This is a genomic window from Paenibacillus sp. GQ49, assembly GCF_059759055.1.
Window position 1 is genome coordinate 64,055 of the sequence record NZ_JCAXEL010000013.1, and the last position, 19,190, is coordinate 83,244.

At 48.9% G+C, this 19,190-nt stretch carries 23 protein-coding genes; 2 read left to right on the forward strand and 21 right to left on the reverse strand.

Features of this window, described 5'->3' with window-relative positions; all coding sequences use genetic code 11:
- The first annotated feature begins 161 nt into the window (after nt 1-161).
- Nucleotides 162-1,400: a glycosyltransferase family 4 protein gene (locus tag AC6CIF_RS20970; protein ID WP_498201415.1), complete on the forward strand. Its 1,239-nt coding sequence runs from the start codon at nt 162-164 to the stop codon at nt 1,398-1,400.
- The gene (locus AC6CIF_RS20975) at nt 1,397-1,567 is read left to right on the forward strand and encodes a hypothetical protein (RefSeq protein WP_211084618.1); all 171 of its coding nucleotides are present in this window, start codon (nt 1,397-1,399) and stop codon (nt 1,565-1,567) included. The genes AC6CIF_RS20970 and AC6CIF_RS20975 overlap by 4 nt, the downstream gene beginning before the upstream one ends.
- Nucleotides 1,568-1,711: 144 nt before the next feature.
- Here the strand turns inward: AC6CIF_RS20975 and AC6CIF_RS20980 are convergent, their stop codons facing one another.
- The 21 genes from AC6CIF_RS20980 to modA all read right to left on the reverse strand — a co-directional run bounded on the left by AC6CIF_RS20980 (nt 1,712) and on the right by modA (nt 19,055).
- Nucleotides 1,712-2,242, reverse strand: a complete 531-nt coding sequence (locus AC6CIF_RS20980; RefSeq protein WP_498201416.1) for a GNAT family N-acetyltransferase — start codon at nt 2,240-2,242, stop codon at nt 1,712-1,714.
- Nucleotides 2,243-2,491: 249 nt separating this feature from the next.
- Nucleotides 2,492-3,208: a glycosyltransferase gene (locus AC6CIF_RS20985; protein WP_338588417.1), complete on the reverse strand. Its 717-nt coding sequence runs from the start codon at nt 3,206-3,208 to the stop codon at nt 2,492-2,494.
- A 96-nt stretch (nt 3,209-3,304) separates the two neighbouring features.
- Nucleotides 3,305-4,021 (reverse strand): glycosyltransferase, encoded by a 717-nt coding sequence (locus AC6CIF_RS20990; RefSeq protein WP_498201417.1) that lies wholly within the window; start codon nt 4,019-4,021, stop codon nt 3,305-3,307.
- On the reverse strand, nt 4,018-4,959 hold the full coding sequence (locus tag AC6CIF_RS20995; RefSeq protein WP_076211212.1) for an NAD-dependent epimerase/dehydratase family protein: 942 nt from the start codon (nt 4,957-4,959) through the stop codon (nt 4,018-4,020). Before AC6CIF_RS20995 ends, AC6CIF_RS20990 begins: the two co-directional genes overlap by 4 nt.
- Nucleotides 4,941-5,768 (reverse strand): dTDP-4-dehydrorhamnose reductase family protein, encoded by an 828-nt coding sequence (locus AC6CIF_RS21000; protein WP_076211210.1) that lies wholly within the window; start codon nt 5,766-5,768, stop codon nt 4,941-4,943. Before AC6CIF_RS21000 ends, AC6CIF_RS20995 begins: the two co-directional genes overlap by 19 nt.
- A complete protein-coding gene (locus AC6CIF_RS21005; RefSeq protein WP_017692517.1) occupies nt 5,765-6,751 on the reverse strand; it encodes a polysaccharide biosynthesis protein in 987 nt (328 codons plus the stop codon). Before AC6CIF_RS21005 ends, AC6CIF_RS21000 begins: the two co-directional genes overlap by 4 nt.
- Nucleotides 6,744-7,835, reverse strand: a complete 1,092-nt coding sequence (gene wecB, locus AC6CIF_RS21010; RefSeq protein WP_076211326.1) for a non-hydrolyzing UDP-N-acetylglucosamine 2-epimerase — start codon at nt 7,833-7,835, stop codon at nt 6,744-6,746. The genes AC6CIF_RS21005 and wecB overlap by 8 nt, the downstream gene beginning before the upstream one ends.
- A gap of 14 nt (nt 7,836-7,849) precedes the next feature.
- A complete protein-coding gene (locus tag AC6CIF_RS21015) occupies nt 7,850-9,523 on the reverse strand; it encodes a glycosyltransferase family 4 protein (RefSeq protein ID WP_498201418.1) in 1,674 nt (557 codons plus the stop codon).
- A gap of 18 nt (nt 9,524-9,541) precedes the next feature.
- Nucleotides 9,542-10,681 carry a CgeB family protein gene (locus AC6CIF_RS21020; protein ID WP_498201419.1) on the reverse strand — a complete coding sequence of 380 codons (1,140 nt, stop codon included), beginning with the start codon at nt 10,679-10,681 and terminating at the stop codon, nt 9,542-9,544.
- Between the two features lie 60 nt (nt 10,682-10,741).
- The gene (locus AC6CIF_RS21025; protein ID WP_498201420.1) at nt 10,742-11,836 is read right to left on the reverse strand and encodes a CgeB family protein; all 1,095 of its coding nucleotides are present in this window, start codon (nt 11,834-11,836) and stop codon (nt 10,742-10,744) included.
- A 253-nt stretch (nt 11,837-12,089) separates the two neighbouring features.
- The gene (locus tag AC6CIF_RS21030) at nt 12,090-12,431 is read right to left on the reverse strand and encodes a FliH/SctL family protein (RefSeq protein ID WP_051446920.1); all 342 of its coding nucleotides are present in this window, start codon (nt 12,429-12,431) and stop codon (nt 12,090-12,092) included.
- 1 nt (nt 12,432) lies between these two features.
- Entirely contained in the window at nt 12,433-12,732 is a 300-nt protein-coding gene (locus AC6CIF_RS21035; protein ID WP_076211204.1) for a hypothetical protein, read from the reverse strand.
- Nucleotides 12,729-13,070, reverse strand: a complete 342-nt coding sequence (locus AC6CIF_RS21040; protein ID WP_498201421.1) for an alpha-helical endospore appendage domain-containing protein — start codon at nt 13,068-13,070, stop codon at nt 12,729-12,731. The genes AC6CIF_RS21035 and AC6CIF_RS21040 overlap by 4 nt, the downstream gene beginning before the upstream one ends.
- 23 nt (nt 13,071-13,093) lie before the next feature.
- Complete coding sequence (locus tag AC6CIF_RS21045) at nt 13,094-13,381, reverse strand: hypothetical protein (protein ID WP_017692509.1); 288 nt, start codon at nt 13,379-13,381, stop codon at nt 13,094-13,096.
- A gap of 121 nt (nt 13,382-13,502) precedes the next feature.
- The gene (locus AC6CIF_RS21050; protein WP_498201422.1) at nt 13,503-14,255 is read right to left on the reverse strand and encodes an amino acid ABC transporter ATP-binding protein; all 753 of its coding nucleotides are present in this window, start codon (nt 14,253-14,255) and stop codon (nt 13,503-13,505) included.
- A complete protein-coding gene (locus AC6CIF_RS21055; RefSeq protein WP_498201423.1) occupies nt 14,252-14,962 on the reverse strand; it encodes an amino acid ABC transporter permease in 711 nt (236 codons plus the stop codon). The genes AC6CIF_RS21050 and AC6CIF_RS21055 overlap by 4 nt, the downstream gene beginning before the upstream one ends.
- A gap of 32 nt (nt 14,963-14,994) precedes the next feature.
- On the reverse strand, nt 14,995-15,732 hold the full coding sequence (locus tag AC6CIF_RS21060; protein WP_498201424.1) for an amino acid ABC transporter permease: 738 nt from the start codon (nt 15,730-15,732) through the stop codon (nt 14,995-14,997).
- A gap of 23 nt (nt 15,733-15,755) precedes the next feature.
- Nucleotides 15,756-16,595 (reverse strand): transporter substrate-binding domain-containing protein, encoded by an 840-nt coding sequence (locus AC6CIF_RS21065; protein ID WP_498201425.1) that lies wholly within the window; start codon nt 16,593-16,595, stop codon nt 15,756-15,758.
- A gap of 298 nt (nt 16,596-16,893) precedes the next feature.
- Nucleotides 16,894-17,226 (reverse strand): hypothetical protein, encoded by a 333-nt coding sequence (locus AC6CIF_RS21070; protein ID WP_017692504.1) that lies wholly within the window; start codon nt 17,224-17,226, stop codon nt 16,894-16,896.
- 273 nt (nt 17,227-17,499) lie between these two features.
- Complete coding sequence (gene modB, locus AC6CIF_RS21075) at nt 17,500-18,186, reverse strand: molybdate ABC transporter permease subunit (RefSeq protein WP_498201426.1); 687 nt, start codon at nt 18,184-18,186, stop codon at nt 17,500-17,502.
- On the reverse strand, nt 18,183-19,055 hold the full coding sequence (gene modA / locus AC6CIF_RS21080; RefSeq protein ID WP_498201427.1) for a molybdate ABC transporter substrate-binding protein: 873 nt from the start codon (nt 19,053-19,055) through the stop codon (nt 18,183-18,185). The genes modB and modA overlap by 4 nt, the downstream gene beginning before the upstream one ends.
- Nucleotides 19,056-19,190: the final 135 nt, after the last annotated feature.

Consider the following 19,190-nt stretch of genomic DNA (forward strand, 5'->3'; position numbering starts at 1 on the left):
GAACCTTCCTGTACATAGGATATGCTTCCTCTCGTCCATTGCCATTTGCATTCACCCATTTTCGACCAATTACACGGAAATGCCCGACCTTCCGGTCCTCTTTTTTCATAGAATAAAAGGATAGAAGCTCGGCCGGTGCAGGCCGTGACAAGGAGGTAGCTATGAAAGTTCTGCTCGTTACGTATTGGGAGCTTACACATATGGGAGGCATATGGACATATGTTAAACAATTGGCCGACAGGTTAATCGCACTTGGTGTAGAGGTTGATATCATGGGCACAAATGGTGCCAATAACGAAGTATATGTTCGTAATCTGAACCGCGCTTTCTCCAAGGATAAGGTGTGGCCCATGCTGCAAGCCAAACTCAATCCGACTGATCTGCCACAATTCACTGCCGATCCTCTTCTCGCTTATTATGAACTGAATAGATATGCCTTCGAGATGGCGGCCGCTTATCTGGGGGTGGACCATTATGACGTTATTCATGCACAAGATCCGGTAGCTGCCGTAGCCATAAAGCGCATCTTGAACCGCAATACCCCACTGGTTACAAGCTATCATGGCGCTCTTGCACGCGAAGCCTTTTACGATGCTCAAAATTCCAACCCACAGCTTACTCTCCCTTCATATTTGCAATCCAAGCGTGGACGTTATTTTCTCTCATTGGAAGAGCGAAGTGCAGCACAGTCCGAGCTCATTCTCGTGTCAAGCCACTGGATCAAGAGTACGCTTACAGAGCTTGCCGTTCCTGAATCAAAGTTCAGACAGATTCCCTATGCTGTAGATCTCCCAGCCTACCGTGCCTCAGCAGCTGTGAAGTTCCGCCAGCGACCACCTGCGGGCAAGAAAGTCATTGCCTTTACCGGAAGACTTGAATACATCAAGGGCGTTCATGTGTTAATCAAGGCCTTAGCCAGTCTGAAAAATAAACGTTCCGATTGGGTCTGCTGGATCGCAGGAGAAGGCAATCTAACCGATGAATTGCGGTCACAGGCCGCGTCAACGGGGATTGGAGCCGATGTTGTGTTCTGGGGCAAGCTGGACAATATTCCTTCCTTCCTGCGCCATGCAGATATATATGTCCAGCCCAGCCTGCAGGACACCCAGCCTTTCTCCGTTACCGAAGCGCAACTGGCGGGTGTACCCGTTATCGTCAGTGGTACAGCTGGCATGCCTGAGATGGTTGAACCTGGACGTACGGGATGGGTTGTTCCTCCGCAGGATGTCGACTCGCTCCGTGAACTGTTGGATGCACTACTTGAGGATGATGTTACCCGAAGAACAGTGGGGGCGGCGGCGAAAGCTTGGGCTGAACAAAATCGTTCACTGGAAGTGATGGGATTTCGTACATTTCAAGTCTACCAAGAAGCCATCTACAGAGGAGGACATACAATATGACGTTACTTGTACCAAGTGATCTATACAATCGCTGGTTTTCGACTCCAGTTTCCACACCTCACATCAACGTGGATTACGCTGTAATGAATGAATTGATGAAGAAGCTGCCTAAAGGATATGTATTTCCCGATCCTGCATCCATGGCGATCATGAATTCAAAAGATTGAGTTGTCCAATGATATGCCGTCTTCATATAACATGCCGAAATATCAAACAAGGGGTGCCCCATCTGTCATATGAATGACTGAGGACACCCCTTACTTGCTTCAAATGTGTTCTAACGGACCTAGAACACGCTATTACAGATCTCTCTAATCTGTCGCCAACTTGGAATACATATTCAGATCACTGAACGTTTCGCCTACCCTCTCGTATGCTCTAAGAGTGCCTTCATATGTGAAATTCAGCTTTTGTAATAGCTTGATAGAATTCACATTGTCAGGGTCAACCTTTGCTTCCATTCGATTCAGCTTCATAGTCGAGAATGCATGAGCTACCAAAGAAGAGATCGCTTCCGTCGCATATCCTTTCCCCCAGTGTGATCTGGCAATGTCATACCCGATTTCTGCTTTAAGATTGTCAAAATCCAGTGAATTATAACCACATGAACCTATGATTTCGTTGGACTCTTGCGCAAGGATAGAGAACCGAATAGCCTTGTTTTCCTGAGCAAGATCATTCAGAAGATTAATCATGGCTATAACTTGATTTTCATCCGTAAAATGACTGATATTCATAAATCTAGTTACATCCGGATCAGACCAAATTTTAAACAAGCTGGCCGCATCCGATACGTTCATTTTTCGCAAATATAACCGTTCTGTGTGTAACTCTGTAATCAATACTCTTACCTCCATTAGTTTATTAATAGTTGGGTTTAAGATATTGATATCTGCGCATAGTCCAGTCCCTTCCGTGTATGAATCATTTCATTATACAGAGACTTCAGCAATCGATCACCCTTTGTGTCCACGTATCTGTCCATAAAGCAAAAAAAGAGCTTCCACTTATAACACTTAAAAAGTGCTTCATAAGGGTGCTCTCCTGTCCATTTAATACCTATTTCATTCAGCCATCATTACCAAAACCATCTACTTCCAGTACCCGCCAACCTGAAGTAAGTTAAACAGAATAGGCCGATGCTTCTCTTGAACTTTTTCCATCTCGGCAACCAGTGCCTTGAAGTGACGTTTGGTTCCCATCGACTCATGCAATCGGTAACACATCAGAGGTTCATTGTAGTAGAACAGCTCATACATTGGAAACAGCCTCATCCACATCTCATAGTCATGGGTGTAGCGAAAATCAGTGTCGAACAGTCCAAACCGCTCAAATGCTTCCATCTCTAACATGACAGTACAGCCGTTGATCGGACAACCTTCCAGCAGTACCTGCAACATCTCCAGACGACTTCCCACTTCCGGATGCACCGTATCCAACCATTCACTCTTCTCATTCACATAATGGTAGGCACCATGGCAGAATGAAGCTTTGACCTCTCGCATAAACTTCAGTTGTTTCTCCACCCGGTCCAGCAGCATCACATCATCCGAGCTGAGCCAGACAAAGTAATCCCCTGTTGCATGTTTGATGCCCTCATTCAATGCTGTCGCGGTTCCACCGTTTTCTTTGTGAATATAGCGGATGGAATCCATGAATGGCTGTAGCCGCTCCACGTGCTCGGTTGACCCATCATCCACCACGATGACTTCGATATGCGGATACGTCTGGTGAATGGCACTGTGAACAGCCTGCTCGATATAAGCACAATTGTAAAAAGGAATGACGATCGATACTTTTGGCTCCATTCGGGCCTTCCCCTCCTCTTACTGTCTTAGGTAAAATGCTGCGCAAAGAGGGCGTTAATCAGCCATCTTTTGGCTTTCTTAACCGCCCTCCCTACGCTACCCGCCAAGCGTCGCTATTCGCTGCAACAGCGGTTCGCGATATCTGGACCATACCATGGATGCCTCTCTGCCGATGACATCCGCATGACGTACCGATCCCATTCCCCCATGCCACCGATAGGCAGTAAGTGGTTCATTCAGGTATGGGAACCGATGACCATTCAGCAAAATCCGCATCCAGAGATCCAGATCATGGGTGTAGGGCAGAAGCTCATCAAACAATCCCACTCCGCTGAACAGATCCTTGCGGATCATGACAGTGCAACCGTTGACCGGATTGCTATTAACGAACACTCGCAGCCAATCGAGATCGTCCATCGGTTCAGGCCCACCATGCATTCTGGTAACTGCCGAATGCTCGTTGATATAATGAAAGTTGGTATGTGAGACGAGCACATTCTCACGCTGCATAAACTCCAGCTGATAACGAATTTTATCCGGGTACAGATAATCATCCGAACTGAGCCAGGCCACATATTCACCAGAGGCATGGCGGATGCCATGATTAAGTGCTGAAGCCGTGCCACCATTGCTTTTGCCAAGCACATTAATATAAGGAAGATAGGGTTGAAGCAACTCTGCATGCCGGGTTGAACCGTCATTCACAACAACGATCTCCACATGGGGATACGTCTGGTTCAGCGCACTCTGAATTGCCTGAGGCACATAAGGGCAGTTGTAGAATGGAATGACAATGGATACTCTTGGATTCAACTTGTCGTCCTCCCTTGCTGGACCCGAACATCACTCAGGATATCCTGAAGTGATGTGGCAAATGGAATCATCGGCTGCCAGCCAAGCTTGCGCAGCAGTGATAATTCCTCCTGTTTCCCCGAACCATCCGGACCAGAGGATGCCCCATCCCAGCGAACAGGGACTTCCGCTTCTGTCATGGACAACAGCAGATCTGCAATTTCACCAAGACTGCGCTCGACTCCAGACACCACCGGGTATACTGTACCGCTGGACCCGTGTACCAGGAGGGTCGCATACGCTCTGACGGCATCCCGCACATCCAGAAAGTCACGGGTATTGTCCCGTCCGGACAGACGGAATGCCTCGGTTTTGCCCGCCTGCTCACAGGCAACAACATGGCGTGCAAGCAGTGAACAGATGCCTGTGGAAGGACCCGCACCAATCAGATTGCCTGGCTCCGCCAGCATGATCTGTTGTCCGAAGAGCGACATCCACGACAAGGACACCATCTCTTCCAGCGCTTTACTGAGGCTGTATGGATGTGGAGGCTGGGGAATCCGGCCAGGTTCCGGCGTATATTTTAACCGCGATCCTACAATAACGGTTCGTGCTGTCGGACAACTGCGAAGCGCATCCAGCAGATACAGCACGGCCATCACATTGGTCTCCAGGACCAGTAGCGGATCAGACCACGAATCAGGCACTGAATTTTTGCCAGCGAGATGCAGCACATAGTCGGGCTGCACCTCGCCGATCAGATGACGCACTTGCTGTTTATCATTCAGATCACAGACATGGACCTGAGTACCTTTACCAAATGAATACACATCCGGCCTCCGGACTACCGCCGCAACCACTGCACCCGCTTCCCGAAAATAAGATACGGCATGTCGCCCGGTAAAACCGGAGGCGCCTGTAATCAGAACTTTCTTGCCTCTCAGCTCTGCTCCATCCATAATGCCAACTCCTTCAGCATTGTAGAATAATCCGGCAGGTCTGTCTTCACATCCTCGCGAGTGGACACCAGCGTACGGTCCTGCACTACACTATCATCACGAACAATCGTCACATCCTGCTTATCCCAGGTCTGCTTGAACAATACAAGCAGGTCATGCTTGCTGACAGGTGCCGGATGAGCTAAGTGGATCAGACCACTAACCGATGAGGCCATGTAATGGTCTACCCATTTAGCCAGCTCAAGTGTGGTCACACCGTTCCAGAATACGCGAGTATACCCTCCGACTTCACCTGTGCTGGACATAAACCATTGCATCAGACCAATGCCGCCCTGGCGGATCTCGGGTCCAATGATGGACGTACGGATCGTCAGATGACCTTCATCCTGAACTTCGCCAAGTGCTTTGGTGATGGCGTAAGCTGAAGTCCCATCCGTAACATCATCTTCCCGGTATGATCCCCGTTCTCCGCTGAACACACAGTCTGTGCTGATATGAATCAGGCGTGCACCAATCGTATCTGCAACCCGACGCAGACGATGTGGCAGGAAACCATTAATATGATATGCAGTAATTTTGTCCTCATCTGCAAAGTTGTTCAACACACCTACAGCATTAATAATCACATCCGGGTGCACAGCTTCTACCAATCGATCAACCATGAAGCTGTCGTTCACATCCAGGAGCAGACCATTGGGGTCTGTTACATCCCGAGATGTGTAGAAGACGCTGTGTACACCTTGACGGCGGAAATAGTCGACCAAAATATGGCCGGCCATTCCGTTTCCACCAAGTATCAGCAGTTTCATGACAAGAATCCTCCGCGTTTCAGAATTTCACGAATCTCCTCTTTGGTCATGAGTTGGTGTTCAGAACTGAAACTGTTAAAGGAGACCGGAGGACAATTGGTATAATGTTCACGCAGACCCGGTATGCCCAGGGTAGGAAGAATTACCAGGTACTGCTCATCGTAGACAACGGTGGTCATGCTCTCGAATTCACTCATCAATATTTCATGAATTTTCTCCCCTGGACGAATGCCACGTTCCACAATGCTCACATTCTCCACACCGGAATCCTCAATCAGTACTTCCGCGAGATCAACGATTTTGCAGGTAGGCATCGTCATGACAAAGATTTCTCCGCCGACACTTTCCACCGAAGCTTTGAACAGCAAGGTAATTGCATCCTTCAGCGTAAGAAAAAATCGAGTCATACTCATATCCGTGATGGAGACCTGCCCTTTCTGGCGGATCTGATTCTTGAACAGATGTACCACACTACCGTTTGTTCCCAGTACATTCCCACCCCGTACCGTAACAAACTTGGTATCACTGTGTAACAAGTTTGCATATACAATTAATTTCTCGCCGATCGCTTTTGTCATGCCATAGAAGTTGGACGGATTGGCAGCCTTGTCAGTCGAGATATAGATTACTTTTTCCACCTTGTTCTCAATAGCAGCCTCAATTACGTTTTGTGTACCAATCACGTTGGTTTTGAGTGCTTCGTACGGTTGGTCTTCACACACCGGAACATGCTTGAGCGCAGCCAGATGAAATACATAGTCCACATGCTGGCAAGCCGCCGTCAAGGCGTCCTTGTCACGAATATCTCCAATCCGGAAATGAAGACGTGGGTCTTCAAATTCACGACTCATAGCTACTTGGCTAGACTCGTTCCGGGAATATACAATAATTTCTTTGGGCTGCTGGGGCAGTAGTTGAGCCACAAGTTCATAACCCCATGATCCCGTACCGCCAGTCACGAGTATACGCTTATTTTCAAACATGCATTTTCCCTCCAAGCAGAAATTTAACCACTTTACTGGATACATCTGTGGCTTTGTAACCTTGCGGGCAATCCCAGTCGCTAGACATCTTTGTCATGACGTTCACGCAATCAGCGATGCGCGCGGCATCCAGACCGGAGACTACATTGCTGCCGCAATCGACCGTTTCCGGCCGTTCGGTAGTTCGACGCATCGTTACGGTCGGCACGCCCATAATACAACACTCCTCCTGCACAGTACCGCTATCCGTAAGTGCACAGCGTGCATGACGTTCAAGCATTACAAAGTCGAAGAATCCAAACGGCTCGTGAAACTCCACCAGCGGGTTCATCTCCAATTGCAGATGCTCCGCAATCCGGATCGCTGTACGGGGATGAATACTGCAGATTACACGCAACCCGTGTTCCTCTGCGACCTGGTTCAGTCCTTTCATAATCTCCAGCAAATGAGGGGCATGATCCACATTCTCGGCTCGATGGGCAGTAACCAGGAAGTATTGCCCGGACTTCAGCTTGAGCTTTTTGAGTATTTTGCTGGAACTTACTTGCGCGTCGTAGTGCTGCATGACTTCATAGATGGGATTGCCCGTTAGCACGATGCGCCTGCTTGGTACCCCTTCACTGACCAAATGTTTCTTGCTCTGTTCCGTGTAAGGCATATTAACGGTAGAGATGGCATCAATAACCTTACGATTTTTCTCCTCAGGCACATCCAGGTCGAAGCAACGATTGCCTGCTTCCATATGAATAACAGGAACACCCATGCGCTCAGCCAATACTGCACATAATGCGCTATTGGTATCGCCAAGCAGCAGCAATTTATCGGGTTTCTCCTGCAATATCAGATCTTCCATCTGCGTAAACATCGAGGATAGCTGTCGTCCCAGAGTGGCCGCTTCATCCTGAAGAACGTAATCCGGTGCGCGCAAGCCCATTTCCTTGAAAAAGAGACCGCTGAGACTTTCCGTGAAGTTCTGTCCCGTATGCACCAGAATATGTTTGGACGCGTACTGGTCCAGCTTGGAGATGATCAGGCTGAGCCGTATGATCTCAGGTCTCGTACCCAGCACCGTCATGATCTTCATCGTAATCCCTGCCTTCATCTTGTATTGGAACCCTTGCGCCCTGCTCGGCTACGTCCTGCCTTGGCAGATTTGCGTCTGCGACTAGCCGATTTCCCCATATGTGGACGCGGTCCCTTCGTTGTACGGATTCTCCCCTTACGTCTGCCAGTTCCGGAAGTACGTTTCAGCCCCCCACGGTCTCGGCGAGAATGAGGTGCAAGTGGCTTGCGACGACGCTTCCGTGTTTTGCCCCTCTGTTGAATCGGCTTTGCAGCTGGGCCAGTACCTGAGGCAACAGGAGCATTGTGACCCAATGCGATTGGAGGTAATGAGGAATGTGGCAACGCCTGTATGACGGTCAGTGGGAATAATAGTGCCCGAACCGTAGTCGGCTCCAGAACCAGTACAGTGCGTAGTCCTCCCTCCCCATGGGTATACACAGGTCCATTCGGAGGTTGGATATAAGCAAACCATCCGGGAAAACGCAATAACCACTGTGTCACCATCGTATGCAGTTTCGTTCGGTAGGTTTCAACGCCGTAGAGCCTTTCCGCTTCTGTCCGATTACGCCATCCTGTATTTGAGGCCAGCTCTGCATCATTCAGCAAGGTTGTTGCCAAGGTGACAAGCGCTTCGGTATCGCCCGGCGGGGCCAAAAATGCATCACTGCCTACGGATTCCATTAACTCCTTCAGTCCACCCTGAGCAAAAGCGATGACCGGTTTGGCAAAATAGAGACCCTCCAGTGCGGTCATGCCAAACCCTTCTTTGACCATGCTTGGGATGACCAGGATATCCATCGCGGTATATGCCAGAGATACGTTCTCTTCAAACGTAGTGAAGGTAAACCGGCGTGAATACCCGGATTTTCTCACCCGTGATACACACTCGTCGTAATACTTTTTATCCGATGGTGCCCCGATAATCCAGAAGCGACAGCGAGAATGCGTTTCACAGATCCTCAAGGCCATATCCACAAAAGGTTTCAACCCTTTGGCATCATATATAAATGAAGAAATATAACCGATACAGGTCTGTGATGATTTGAAACCGAGCTCCTTACGCTTGCGTTCGCGCAGATGAACCCAGCGGTCCGGTTCTGGTAGCGCGGGTTCCCAAGTTGGGGAGATAATGGTCACTTTGTCACCTATGCCGGCTTCTTGGAATGGGGCTACCGCTGTCTCGGATATACCGATAATCCAATCCGCGTAACGGCCAATCATCTGGATCGCCTCGGTTGTATGTTCATTCGTATGAATGATCTCGGTAATCTTCCAGATGACCGGAATCTGAAGGGACTTTGCCGCTACAGCCGGCAGTACATTAACGCAGGTGTTCGTTAACACCATATCGGGAGCAGTCTCCCGTATGAGGGAGACCGCTTCCTGATACGCTGGTGTATGGCGAAGTTGCTCCGCATCATCTGCAATGCCCAAGTAAGGTGTGTACACACCGTGAAGCATCGGCAGAGTGCATATTTTGACCTGAATGCCGAATCTTCGCGCAAGCCCCGCAAGCTTCCCCTCCTGAGGGGCTACGAGCACACATTCAAAGATCGTACCGATCTCTCTCATAAAATGAAGCAGCAGCTTCTCGGCGCCTGTAATGCTGCGAGTATTACACACATGTGAAAATAACATCAGCTTTGGTTTCGTTGCCATGGCCGCACGGACCCTGTACACGGGTATCCGATACAGGGTACTGTGCACACCTCCTCCCGGCCAGAATTAAGGGAATATGATGGTTAACATTTCATTAATTCTTTTGCCATACGTGTGGTCTTTCAGTGTACGTTCGAGTCCACGAAGTGCAATCTCACGGCGTTCCTTTTCATGAGTAAGATAATATTCCACTTTGTCGAGTAACTCCTGCGGCGAGGAATACGTCTCAATCTCCACACCTGGTTTGTAGAAGCGCGCAATGTCATCCCGGGCGTCGGTCAGCTGCAGTGTCGTGGACGCGGCAATTTCAAACGTTCTCGGGTTTGGTGAGGCTGGCGCGATTTTGAGGTGATTATTATTGACGGAATCATCTTCGTGGGATCGATGCAGGTTGATGACAATTTTGGTGCCATTGTACACATCATTGGTCTCCGGCGGACTCATCCAGCGACCGAGTTCAATCTTCTCGCCATAGGCAGTATAGTCAGGCAGGCGGTCCCACCAGATTCCGTTAAATACCGTATTGTGTGACATCAACTGAGGCATGATCGGATTGAAGAAGTATACACGGTTCCAGTAAGCCGAGCCGATAAAGCTAACATCCCGTTTTAACGGGGAAGGGGTTGTAATCGGAAAGTAATGATTAGTGAATGCGGCAAAAGGGAGGTAGTGAACTGACGCGCAGCCGATTTGTCGATATAGATCGATACAGTTCAGTTCCAACGTGAAGACATGGTCAAAATGTGTCACAATATCCAGCGTCATATCTGTATAGTACGGGTCATCCGTCAGCCAGATCGCCGTCTGAATGCCCGCTTGGCGAATCGCATCGATATGCTCGATGGGAATATCCATTCCATCCAGCACAAGCACAAGATCAGGACGCGTCTGCAGCGCAATTTCAGAAATCGGTTGACGCGGATCAGAGAGGGTTACTTGAGCTACCATACCCTGTAGCGTGGCCATAATGGCCTCATCCAACGGGGAATAAGGGAAGCCTTTACCCGAGGATACATACAGCACATGAAGCTGTCGGAAAGGCAACGGTTCCTGTGCACAATTCACAATATAGTTGGCGCGACCGCGCAGATATCCTTCTTCCTTACCTGCGTCATATCCGGCATGTTGCCCATTTTTGCGCGCTTGATCAGCCAGGCTCAGTACGGGTGAATGAACCTTTTTGGTTTTACGGTGTTTGAGAGACATACCGCCACTCCTTTATTTTTTGGGATAGGGTTCTTGTTGATGCTGCACTTCAGACGGGGATTACAAATGTTCCAGCAACTGACCGATGCGCCGAGTGAATGTGTGCTGGTTCATTGTGGTGAGAAGTCCACGCCACGCCATCGCCTGTCGTTCTTCTTCATGCTTCAGATAATAGTGGATCTTGCGCTGAAGTTCCGCTGCGTTGTTGAACGTCTCGATGTCATATCCCGGCTTATAATAACGGGGTAAATCTGCACGTGCATCCGTAATCTGCATTGTGCCGCAGGCGCTGATCTCATACGTGCGTGGATTAATCGAGTGACCTTCAAGATGATGTGTATTGCGATTGTCTTCCCCATTCTCGCAAGTCCGGTGAATGTTAATGACAATCTTGGCGCCATTGTAATAATCTACTGTCTCTCCAGGAGCAATCCATCCTTCGTGGATGAAACGGCCTAGTACATCAAAACGTGCCAACCGGTTCCACTGGCTACCCGCAATGAATACCTTTTTGTCCGCAAGAAAAGGGGCCAGCTCGTCAAACAAGGCAATCCGGTTCCAGAATCCGGTACCGATAAAACAAATGTCATGTTGATGCTGCGGTGCGGCGCGCCGCGGTTGAAACATGCCTGGATTCACCGCGAGTGGCATATAGATAACCTGGTTCGCTCCATGTCCCAGATAGAAGGGTACGGCGGCCTCTTCATGCGTGAACACGACATCATAATGCTGGCAAAGGGACGTTGTATCTTCGGTGAAATACGGATCATCCACAAACCACACGGCAGTTCGGATACCGAGGGCACGTATGCCGTTCACCTGCTCCACATGATCTGCGGGAAATACATGCAGACCATTCATGACGAGCACAACATCGGGCCGATGATGACTGGCTTCCTGCAACATCGCTGCTGGCGATCCAACAACGCATTCACGTACAGATTGCTGCAGAGCCAAGGTGACACCTTCATCAATGGCATCGAATCCTTGCGGGATATATAACACCTTCATGTCCCGCAGGGTCGGTTCAAACATCTGCACCCGCTCCATCATGGCTTGACAGCCGCCAAATCTGCGGCCTTCTGCATATCCGCCGCGGTAAGCCGTTTCCGCTTCGGTCAGCGGACGGTGCCTTCGTTTTGCCACATTATTCACCCTGTCTTCCTTCAGGAGATCTCACTTCCAGACTCTCCCCGAGATTGGTCTTCCCTCTAAAGGATATGCCTCGGGGTCAGATGCATCATGGACGGGTGTCCTGCAAGGCGCAAAATTGGCGCATGCCCTCCACATCAGCCTGTACGGGCATGTCCGCTTTTGCGGCGATGCAAATAACCCGGAGGGATCTGTCCCCCCCGGGCTAACTGTTATACAGGTATCATTCCATGCAGGAATAATCGTGTCTACTCGGTTACTGTGCTTTGTAAGCCAGCTGATGTCCGTCCTCGAATCCCTTGGCGAAACCCGCGTTGAATCCCTCGTTGTACGCCTCGTTGTATCCCTGGCTGTACGCACCGTCCGGGTTCGGATCGGTAGGGGTAGCCGGGACGACTGGTTGTACGGGCTTTGGACTCCGGTGCCGCCGTACCGCACGTTTCTTTTTTTTGAGCCACGCACTGCGTCCTTTAAGTGGGCGTTTGTGAAGAACACGTTTGGCTCTGAGCGCACGCAGTTTGCGAATTTTGCGCAGACGGGCTCCACGGATTAACAAAGCTCTTTTGGTTCTCAGTCGTATTTTCTTCTTCTTTAACATGTCAACATTCCTCCTGTATGTCCCGAACGATACGAATTGCACACCCGGGGTCTTTGAGCCACGGCAAGCCAGGCTCCCCATGCTGGATTCGGGCCAGCCTGATTCCCGTAACCATACGAGACATTTCTTCCTGATAGCGACTCAGCAAACGAATGTTCTCGGCCAGACTGCGGGCGGATACTTCCGAATGAGCGGTTACACTGGCTACACTGTCCAGAATGCGTGCCAGCGCCTGCTGACTGTGTGCAATGGATTCAATGAGCGCCAGTTTGGCTTCCTGCTCACGCCGCATCAGACTCATTTTCCTATGTCTCCCAGATCCATGCCGCCAAACATGCCACCGTCCATACCGCCGCCATCTTCGCTATCGTTCTGTACCATCACCGCTTTGAGATTGTTGCACAGTCCGGTCTCCATCCGGGTTAATCCTTCCAGCAATTCCACTAGCTGATCATGCATTTTGAGCGGCTCGCCTACCTGATCCCCATGCGTCAGAAAGGTATCCCCATTCAAATGATTCAGCGTCCAGTTCCGTACCTTCTCGGCCTCAATCGCTTTTGCCTCCAGGATCAGGGCAATATTCCACTGCATTTTGGCTGCTGCGTCCAGCATCAGAATGAGGCTCTGTTCTCTACTCATGTTCCTTCACCCGCCTTCCGGGCTTATTCTTCTTCTTGAACCGCGATCTCCCGCATGACTTGGGTCAGCGTTTCGGCTACAGCCTCTTCCAGATCTGCAAGGCCCCCCAAGTAAGAGATAATGCTTTTGTTGATTTGCCCAGAGCTATCCAGCAGACCGTCAACGCCGTCCAACTCCGGTTCGATATCTGGCAAATGATTGATGATTTCAGACATGCGTACAGCGACTTGGCGTTTGGCATCCAGCACACGTGCGATCTGCTGGTGAGAGTGTGCAATATGTGTGATGATTTCATCGATTTTGCTCTGCATGGTCCTCCTCCTTACCGTCACGGCCTGCTTCACCCATAGAAAAACCCGGCCTATCAGCATTTGCCTGTTACAGCATATGCCGGGCCGGGATCGTCAGTTACTACAGCTTGCGCCTATATCGTCAGATGACATAACTCCAGTCGGAAGAATATCGACTGAGGAATTGGCGAGTACGTTCCTGCTTGGGACGTACAAACACCTCTTCCGGGGTTCCTTCCTCCACAACGGAACCTCCATCCATGAAAACAACCCGATTTGCCACCTCACGGGCAAACCCCATTTCATGGGTGACTACAATCATGGTAATCCCCTCTTGAGCAATGGAGCGGATGACAGACAACACTTCACCCACAAGCTCGGGGTCCAGCGCAGAGGTCGGTTCATCAAACAAAATCACTTCGGGATTCAGTGCCAATGCTCTGGCGATGCCCACCCGTTGCTGTTGTCCACCTGACAACATACTTGGATACTCATTGATTTTGGCAGACAGTCCGACTTGTTCAAGCACTCGCAAGGCACGATTACGGGCATCGGCTTTGGACATTTTCTGGGCAATAATTAAACCTTCCGTGACGTTATCCAGCACCGTCTTGTGTTTGAACAGATTATAATGCTGGAACACCATCGCCGTTTTTCGTCTCAACTGCACAATGTCATGTTTGCGTGCATGCTTGCAATCAACGGTTAATCCACTGATCTGAACCTCGCCCTCATCGGCACGTTCCAGAAAATTGACGCAGCGCAGCAGCGTTGTTTTACCTGATCCGCTCGGTCCAAGGATCGCTACGACATCGCCCTGTTCCACGGTCAGATCAATTCCCTTCAATACTTCCTGCTTGCCAAAAGTTTTGTGTATGTTGGTTAGTGTAATCATGACACGCCTCCTTTGCTGTACACGGCAACCCGACGCTCAAACAAAGCGGTGATCCGCTCGGCAATGAGGGTCAGCCCCCAGTAGATGAACGCGGCGGCGATAAAGGCCTCCAGAAATTTCAGACTGACGGATGCCACCACATCCGCTTTACCGAGAATGTCCATCTGTGACACGGTAAAGGCGAGCGTTGATCCATGCAGGAACCCGACAAACATGCTGCACAGATTAGGCAATACCGCCCCGATCGCTTGAGGGATGATGATGCGCCTCAAAGCCTGGAATGTGCTCATGCCTACAGCGTGAGCCGCCTCCAACTGGCCGATATCCACAGCAAGAATGCCTGAACGGATAATCTCGGACATATAGGCGCCCGCTGTGAGCGAGAAAGCAATCAGTACAAATACGAGAATTGGAATCGACGAGGATTGGAAAGCCCAACCGTAACGTTCCGCCAGCTTATCGATAATCATCGGAATACCGTAATAGATGAGGAATAGATGCATCAACATCGGTGTGCCACGCAGGAATGAAACGTAGAAGTCAGCAATGCGGTGAATCCACCGCACGCGATAAATACGGATCAGAGCTGTAGCGAGACCGATCCCGAAGCCTGCAATCAACGGAACAATCGTAATGACGAGTGTCAGTGGGAATGCCTTCAGGATTTGAAAAAAAGATGTATAGATAAACTGGAGATCAATCGACATATGCTCACCCCGCTATTCGTTTCAGTGAGAGTTCAAACCTCTTTCAGGCGTTTGGCTCGAATTGCCGGTTTGTGTACAACTCTCTTGCGTTCATGACGCTGGAGTCTGCGTTCTGCAAACGCAAATCCTTTTTCAAGCACAATAACAATGACATAATAGACCACAGATAGACTGATATACACTTCAAGTGCGTGCGATGTAGCCGAAATTAACGTCTGCCCTCTGCCCACCATATCCATGACACCAATGGAGAAGGCCAGAGACGTATCCTTCAATGAACCGATTAACGTATTGGCCATGTTCGGAAAAGCAACAATCAGTGCCTGCGGAACAACAATCCGCCGAAAAGACTGGAATGTGGTCATACCCGCAGCATTGGCTGCTTCCGTCTGGCCTTTATCCACACTACGCACCGCTCCGCGAAAGATCTCGGCAAAGGATGCCGCGTCACTAAGCGCATAGGTCACAATGACAAATAACAACGGGTCGGTTCTCGACAGGTCGATGCCAATGGGTTTGAGCAGCTCGGGAAGTCCGTAATACACCAGGAACAATTTGATCAGGATCGGTGTGCCCCGCATGAATGAGACGTACAGGGTAGCCAACTGGCTTAGTACCGGAATCCGATACAGCCGGGGAACGGCCAGAAGCACGCCGCCCACCAGTCCGAGCACGATGGAACCACCCAGTACAATCAGTGTTATATGCAAATATCGTAGCAGTTCCGGGATGAAATCCAGAACCAATGACAGATCAAATGATTTTCCCATTACCGCTGCACACCTTTCTCAGACTACTCTTCAACCGTATAGTCAGCTCCAAGCCACTCTGTGCTCAGTTTGCCTAACGTTCCATCTTCTTTGATCGCTTTGAGGGCTTCGTCCACTTTGGTTTTGAGCTCCTGCTCATCTTCGTTCAGAATGAAGTACACTTTGGAGTTGGAGAGGGCATCTCCTACCGTTTTCAGCTGAGCATCAACCGCCTTATTCTGATAATCAATGGCAAACTGAGTGCTGATGGTGGCATCCACCCGGCCTGTTTTGATCTGGGTAATGGAATCCTCACCCGCTCCGGAATAAACGATATCAATCCCGTTGCCGTTCGCTGCATTCCATTTCTCAGCAAGTACAGCCGCATTACTTGTAGCACCAACAATCAGTTTTTTCCCTTTGAGATCCTCAATCGATTTTACTTCCTCATTTTTCTGACTTACGACAATTTTATTTGGAAAAATATTATAGGCTTCATCATTAAACAGGAACTTGGCCTGTCTCTCATCATTCACTTCCATCTGGTGAGCGATCAGGTCAATTTTTTTCGTTTCCAGACTCAGCAGCAGGTTTTTGAAATCCATCGTGCTGAATTCGAATTCATATTCAGGCAAACGTTTGTCGATCTCCCGGATCAGTTCCACATCATAACCTGTTAACTTGCCATTCTCATCAATGAAGCAGACATTCGGAAACTGTGTACCTGTTCCTACAATGATTTTTTTTACTTTTGTGTTGCCTGCTGCTGAAGCAGATTCTGACTCATTGCCTGCAGTACCTGTGCTGCATCCAGCCAGGACCGCCAACATTGTAATGAACAGCAGTGCTGTCCGGAATTTTTGAATCCCCCGTTTTTTAACCATTCCCAATCTCCTCCACAGGCTGTTATCACAGCAAATATGATGTGTGCTCCTATTCCTCTATCCTATTAACAAACAATTCTTACTTGTATAGTCGGAATTAGGTTGAACAAAGAATATCATTACAAGTCATCTTAGGGCAATAACTAAGCTAATAGGACATCCTGATAAGGTTATAGAACTTCTCTATGGCACAAGAAAAAGCCATCCCCCATATCGATTGGTGGATGGCTTCTTCTTGTATGACTCTCACTGATTATACCATTTTGGCGGTGCATCACCTGGTGTATACACTACTCATCTATCTGCGACTCGCCCATTTAATTTTACGTGCAACTTCCACTCGCTGTAATTGTAAGAGACCGATCCGTTCCTCGAACTTCTTGCGTTCGTCCATGGAATGAGCGGCATGAATCTGGTGGCACAGACCTGTCAGTTTGCTGTTGATGTAATCAAACCGTGTCCATAATTCCTCTTCAGGTGTGCGCTGCTGCTCCGTCGCCGTCTGAAATATTTTGAGTTGGCGGATAAGGGATTGTTGCCATTCCTGATCCTGAATTTGGATGGCAAAATGCAAAAGATCCAGATAGTCATCAATTTGCAACGAAACGCCGCAATCAGATTTAGTGTTCATCGTCGTCTCTCCTTATTTCAGTACTTGGCTGGAATCCATTACTTCTATCTTACAGGAATAAGCCCACTGAAAGCGAGTACTGAACGATTAAATTTCGGGAAAATTTTTATTTTTTTATGTTAAAACAGCTTTACATTTCCATTAAGACCAATTTGGCAGGATATTGATATTGGTACATATGAAATTGGTAATAAAAACCCGCGTTAAGGAAAAAAGTTCTTTTCTCAAAACGGGTTTTTCATCATTTTATATATAATATTAACACATATAAAATCAGTCATTTTTTCCATCTCGCTGCTGTCTGGTCATCAGTAACATGAGAAACGAGATGATGATAATGGAGACAGTCCACGTCCAAGCCATGGTCTGATTGCCCGAATCCACAGCGACATAGATTGCCGTAGGTACCGTTTGTGTTTTGCCCGGAATATTGCCTGCAATCATCAGTGTCGCACCGAATTCGCCGAGTGCCCGGGCAAAGCCCAGGATGAAGGCGGTCATCAATGCTCTGCCTGCGAGCGGCAAGGAAATGTAACGAAATACCTGCCATTCATTCGCCCCAATCGAACGCCCCGCATCTTCCAGATCACGATCCACACCACTGAATCCGGATTTCATCGTCTGATACACAAGTGGAAAAGCAACCACCACCGAAGCAATCACCGCAGCCCACCAGGTGAAAATAACCGGTGCGGAGAATATGGCTTCGATCCATTGTCCAAACAGACTTTTACGCCCCAATACGACAAGTAACAGAAATCCAACCACCGTCGGAGGAAGGACTAGCGGCAGCATAAATGCCGTTTCCAGCAGAATCTTTCCCCGAAATGAAGAACGTGACATCTTCCAGGCTATCGCAATTCCGAGCACCGTGGCCACTACGCTGGATAATAACGCAACCTGAAGCGATAGGCGCACCGGTGACCAGAATACGGTCCAGTCTATGGCGTTCACATTCATTTCGGAATTGTGAATCCGTATTTCGCGAAGATATCGAGCACTTCAGGGGTTTGTAAATACGCATAGAATTGTTCGGCTTCCGTACGGTGTTTCGTTCCTTCAATAATACCTACCGGATAATTGGCTGGTGTGTAGCTGTTCTTGTCCACCTCAAACGCAATTTTCACCTGATCCGAAGTAAGAGCATCCGTTTTATATACAAATCCTGCATCTGCATTACCTGTCTCTACATATTGAAGAACCTGTCTAACGTCTTTCCCCTGCACAAGTTTGCTTTCCAGTTCATCCCACAGCTTGGCATTGGTCAGAGCTTCCTTGGCATAGGTTCCCGCAGGCACACTTTCCGGAATCCCAATCGCTACCGTCCTGATGGAGTCGCTGGTGAGATCCGTTTCACTGGTTACTGTGTGGGTCCCATCTGCTGGCACAATCGCCACCAGTGAATTCTGTAGCAAATTCTTCTGATCGCCCGATGCAATCAGGTTTTCATCCACTAGCACATTCATATTTTTTGTTGCCGCCGATACAAAGACATCAGCCGGGGCACCCTGTTCAATCTGCTGTTGCAAGGCACCCGAGGCACCAAAGTTAAAATTAAGTTCTATATAAGGATTAGCAAGCTCATAATTGGTTTCAATCTCTTTCATCGCATCGGTCAGACTGGCCGCTGCAGAGATTGTCAGATCTACCGTTTCCTGCGGATCGGTATTTCCTGCTGATGAACTTTCACCTGATGCCGCTGGCGTTGAGGTCGTTTGTTCTGCACCCGTGGATGTATCCGTAGTGCCCGTGCTTGCGCCACAACCAGCCAATACAAGAGCCAGTCCCAGTGACATACTTCCCAACACATATCCGATTCTCTTTCTCATTCATTTCTCCCCCAACGTTATATTTGGTTATAACTAGTTATAATTGATTATATCTAATTATACACAAGACAAAAAAAATGGGAAGGTGATTAAGATCACATTTGATTTTTGTTATCTGTCCTATGCGTTTATTGC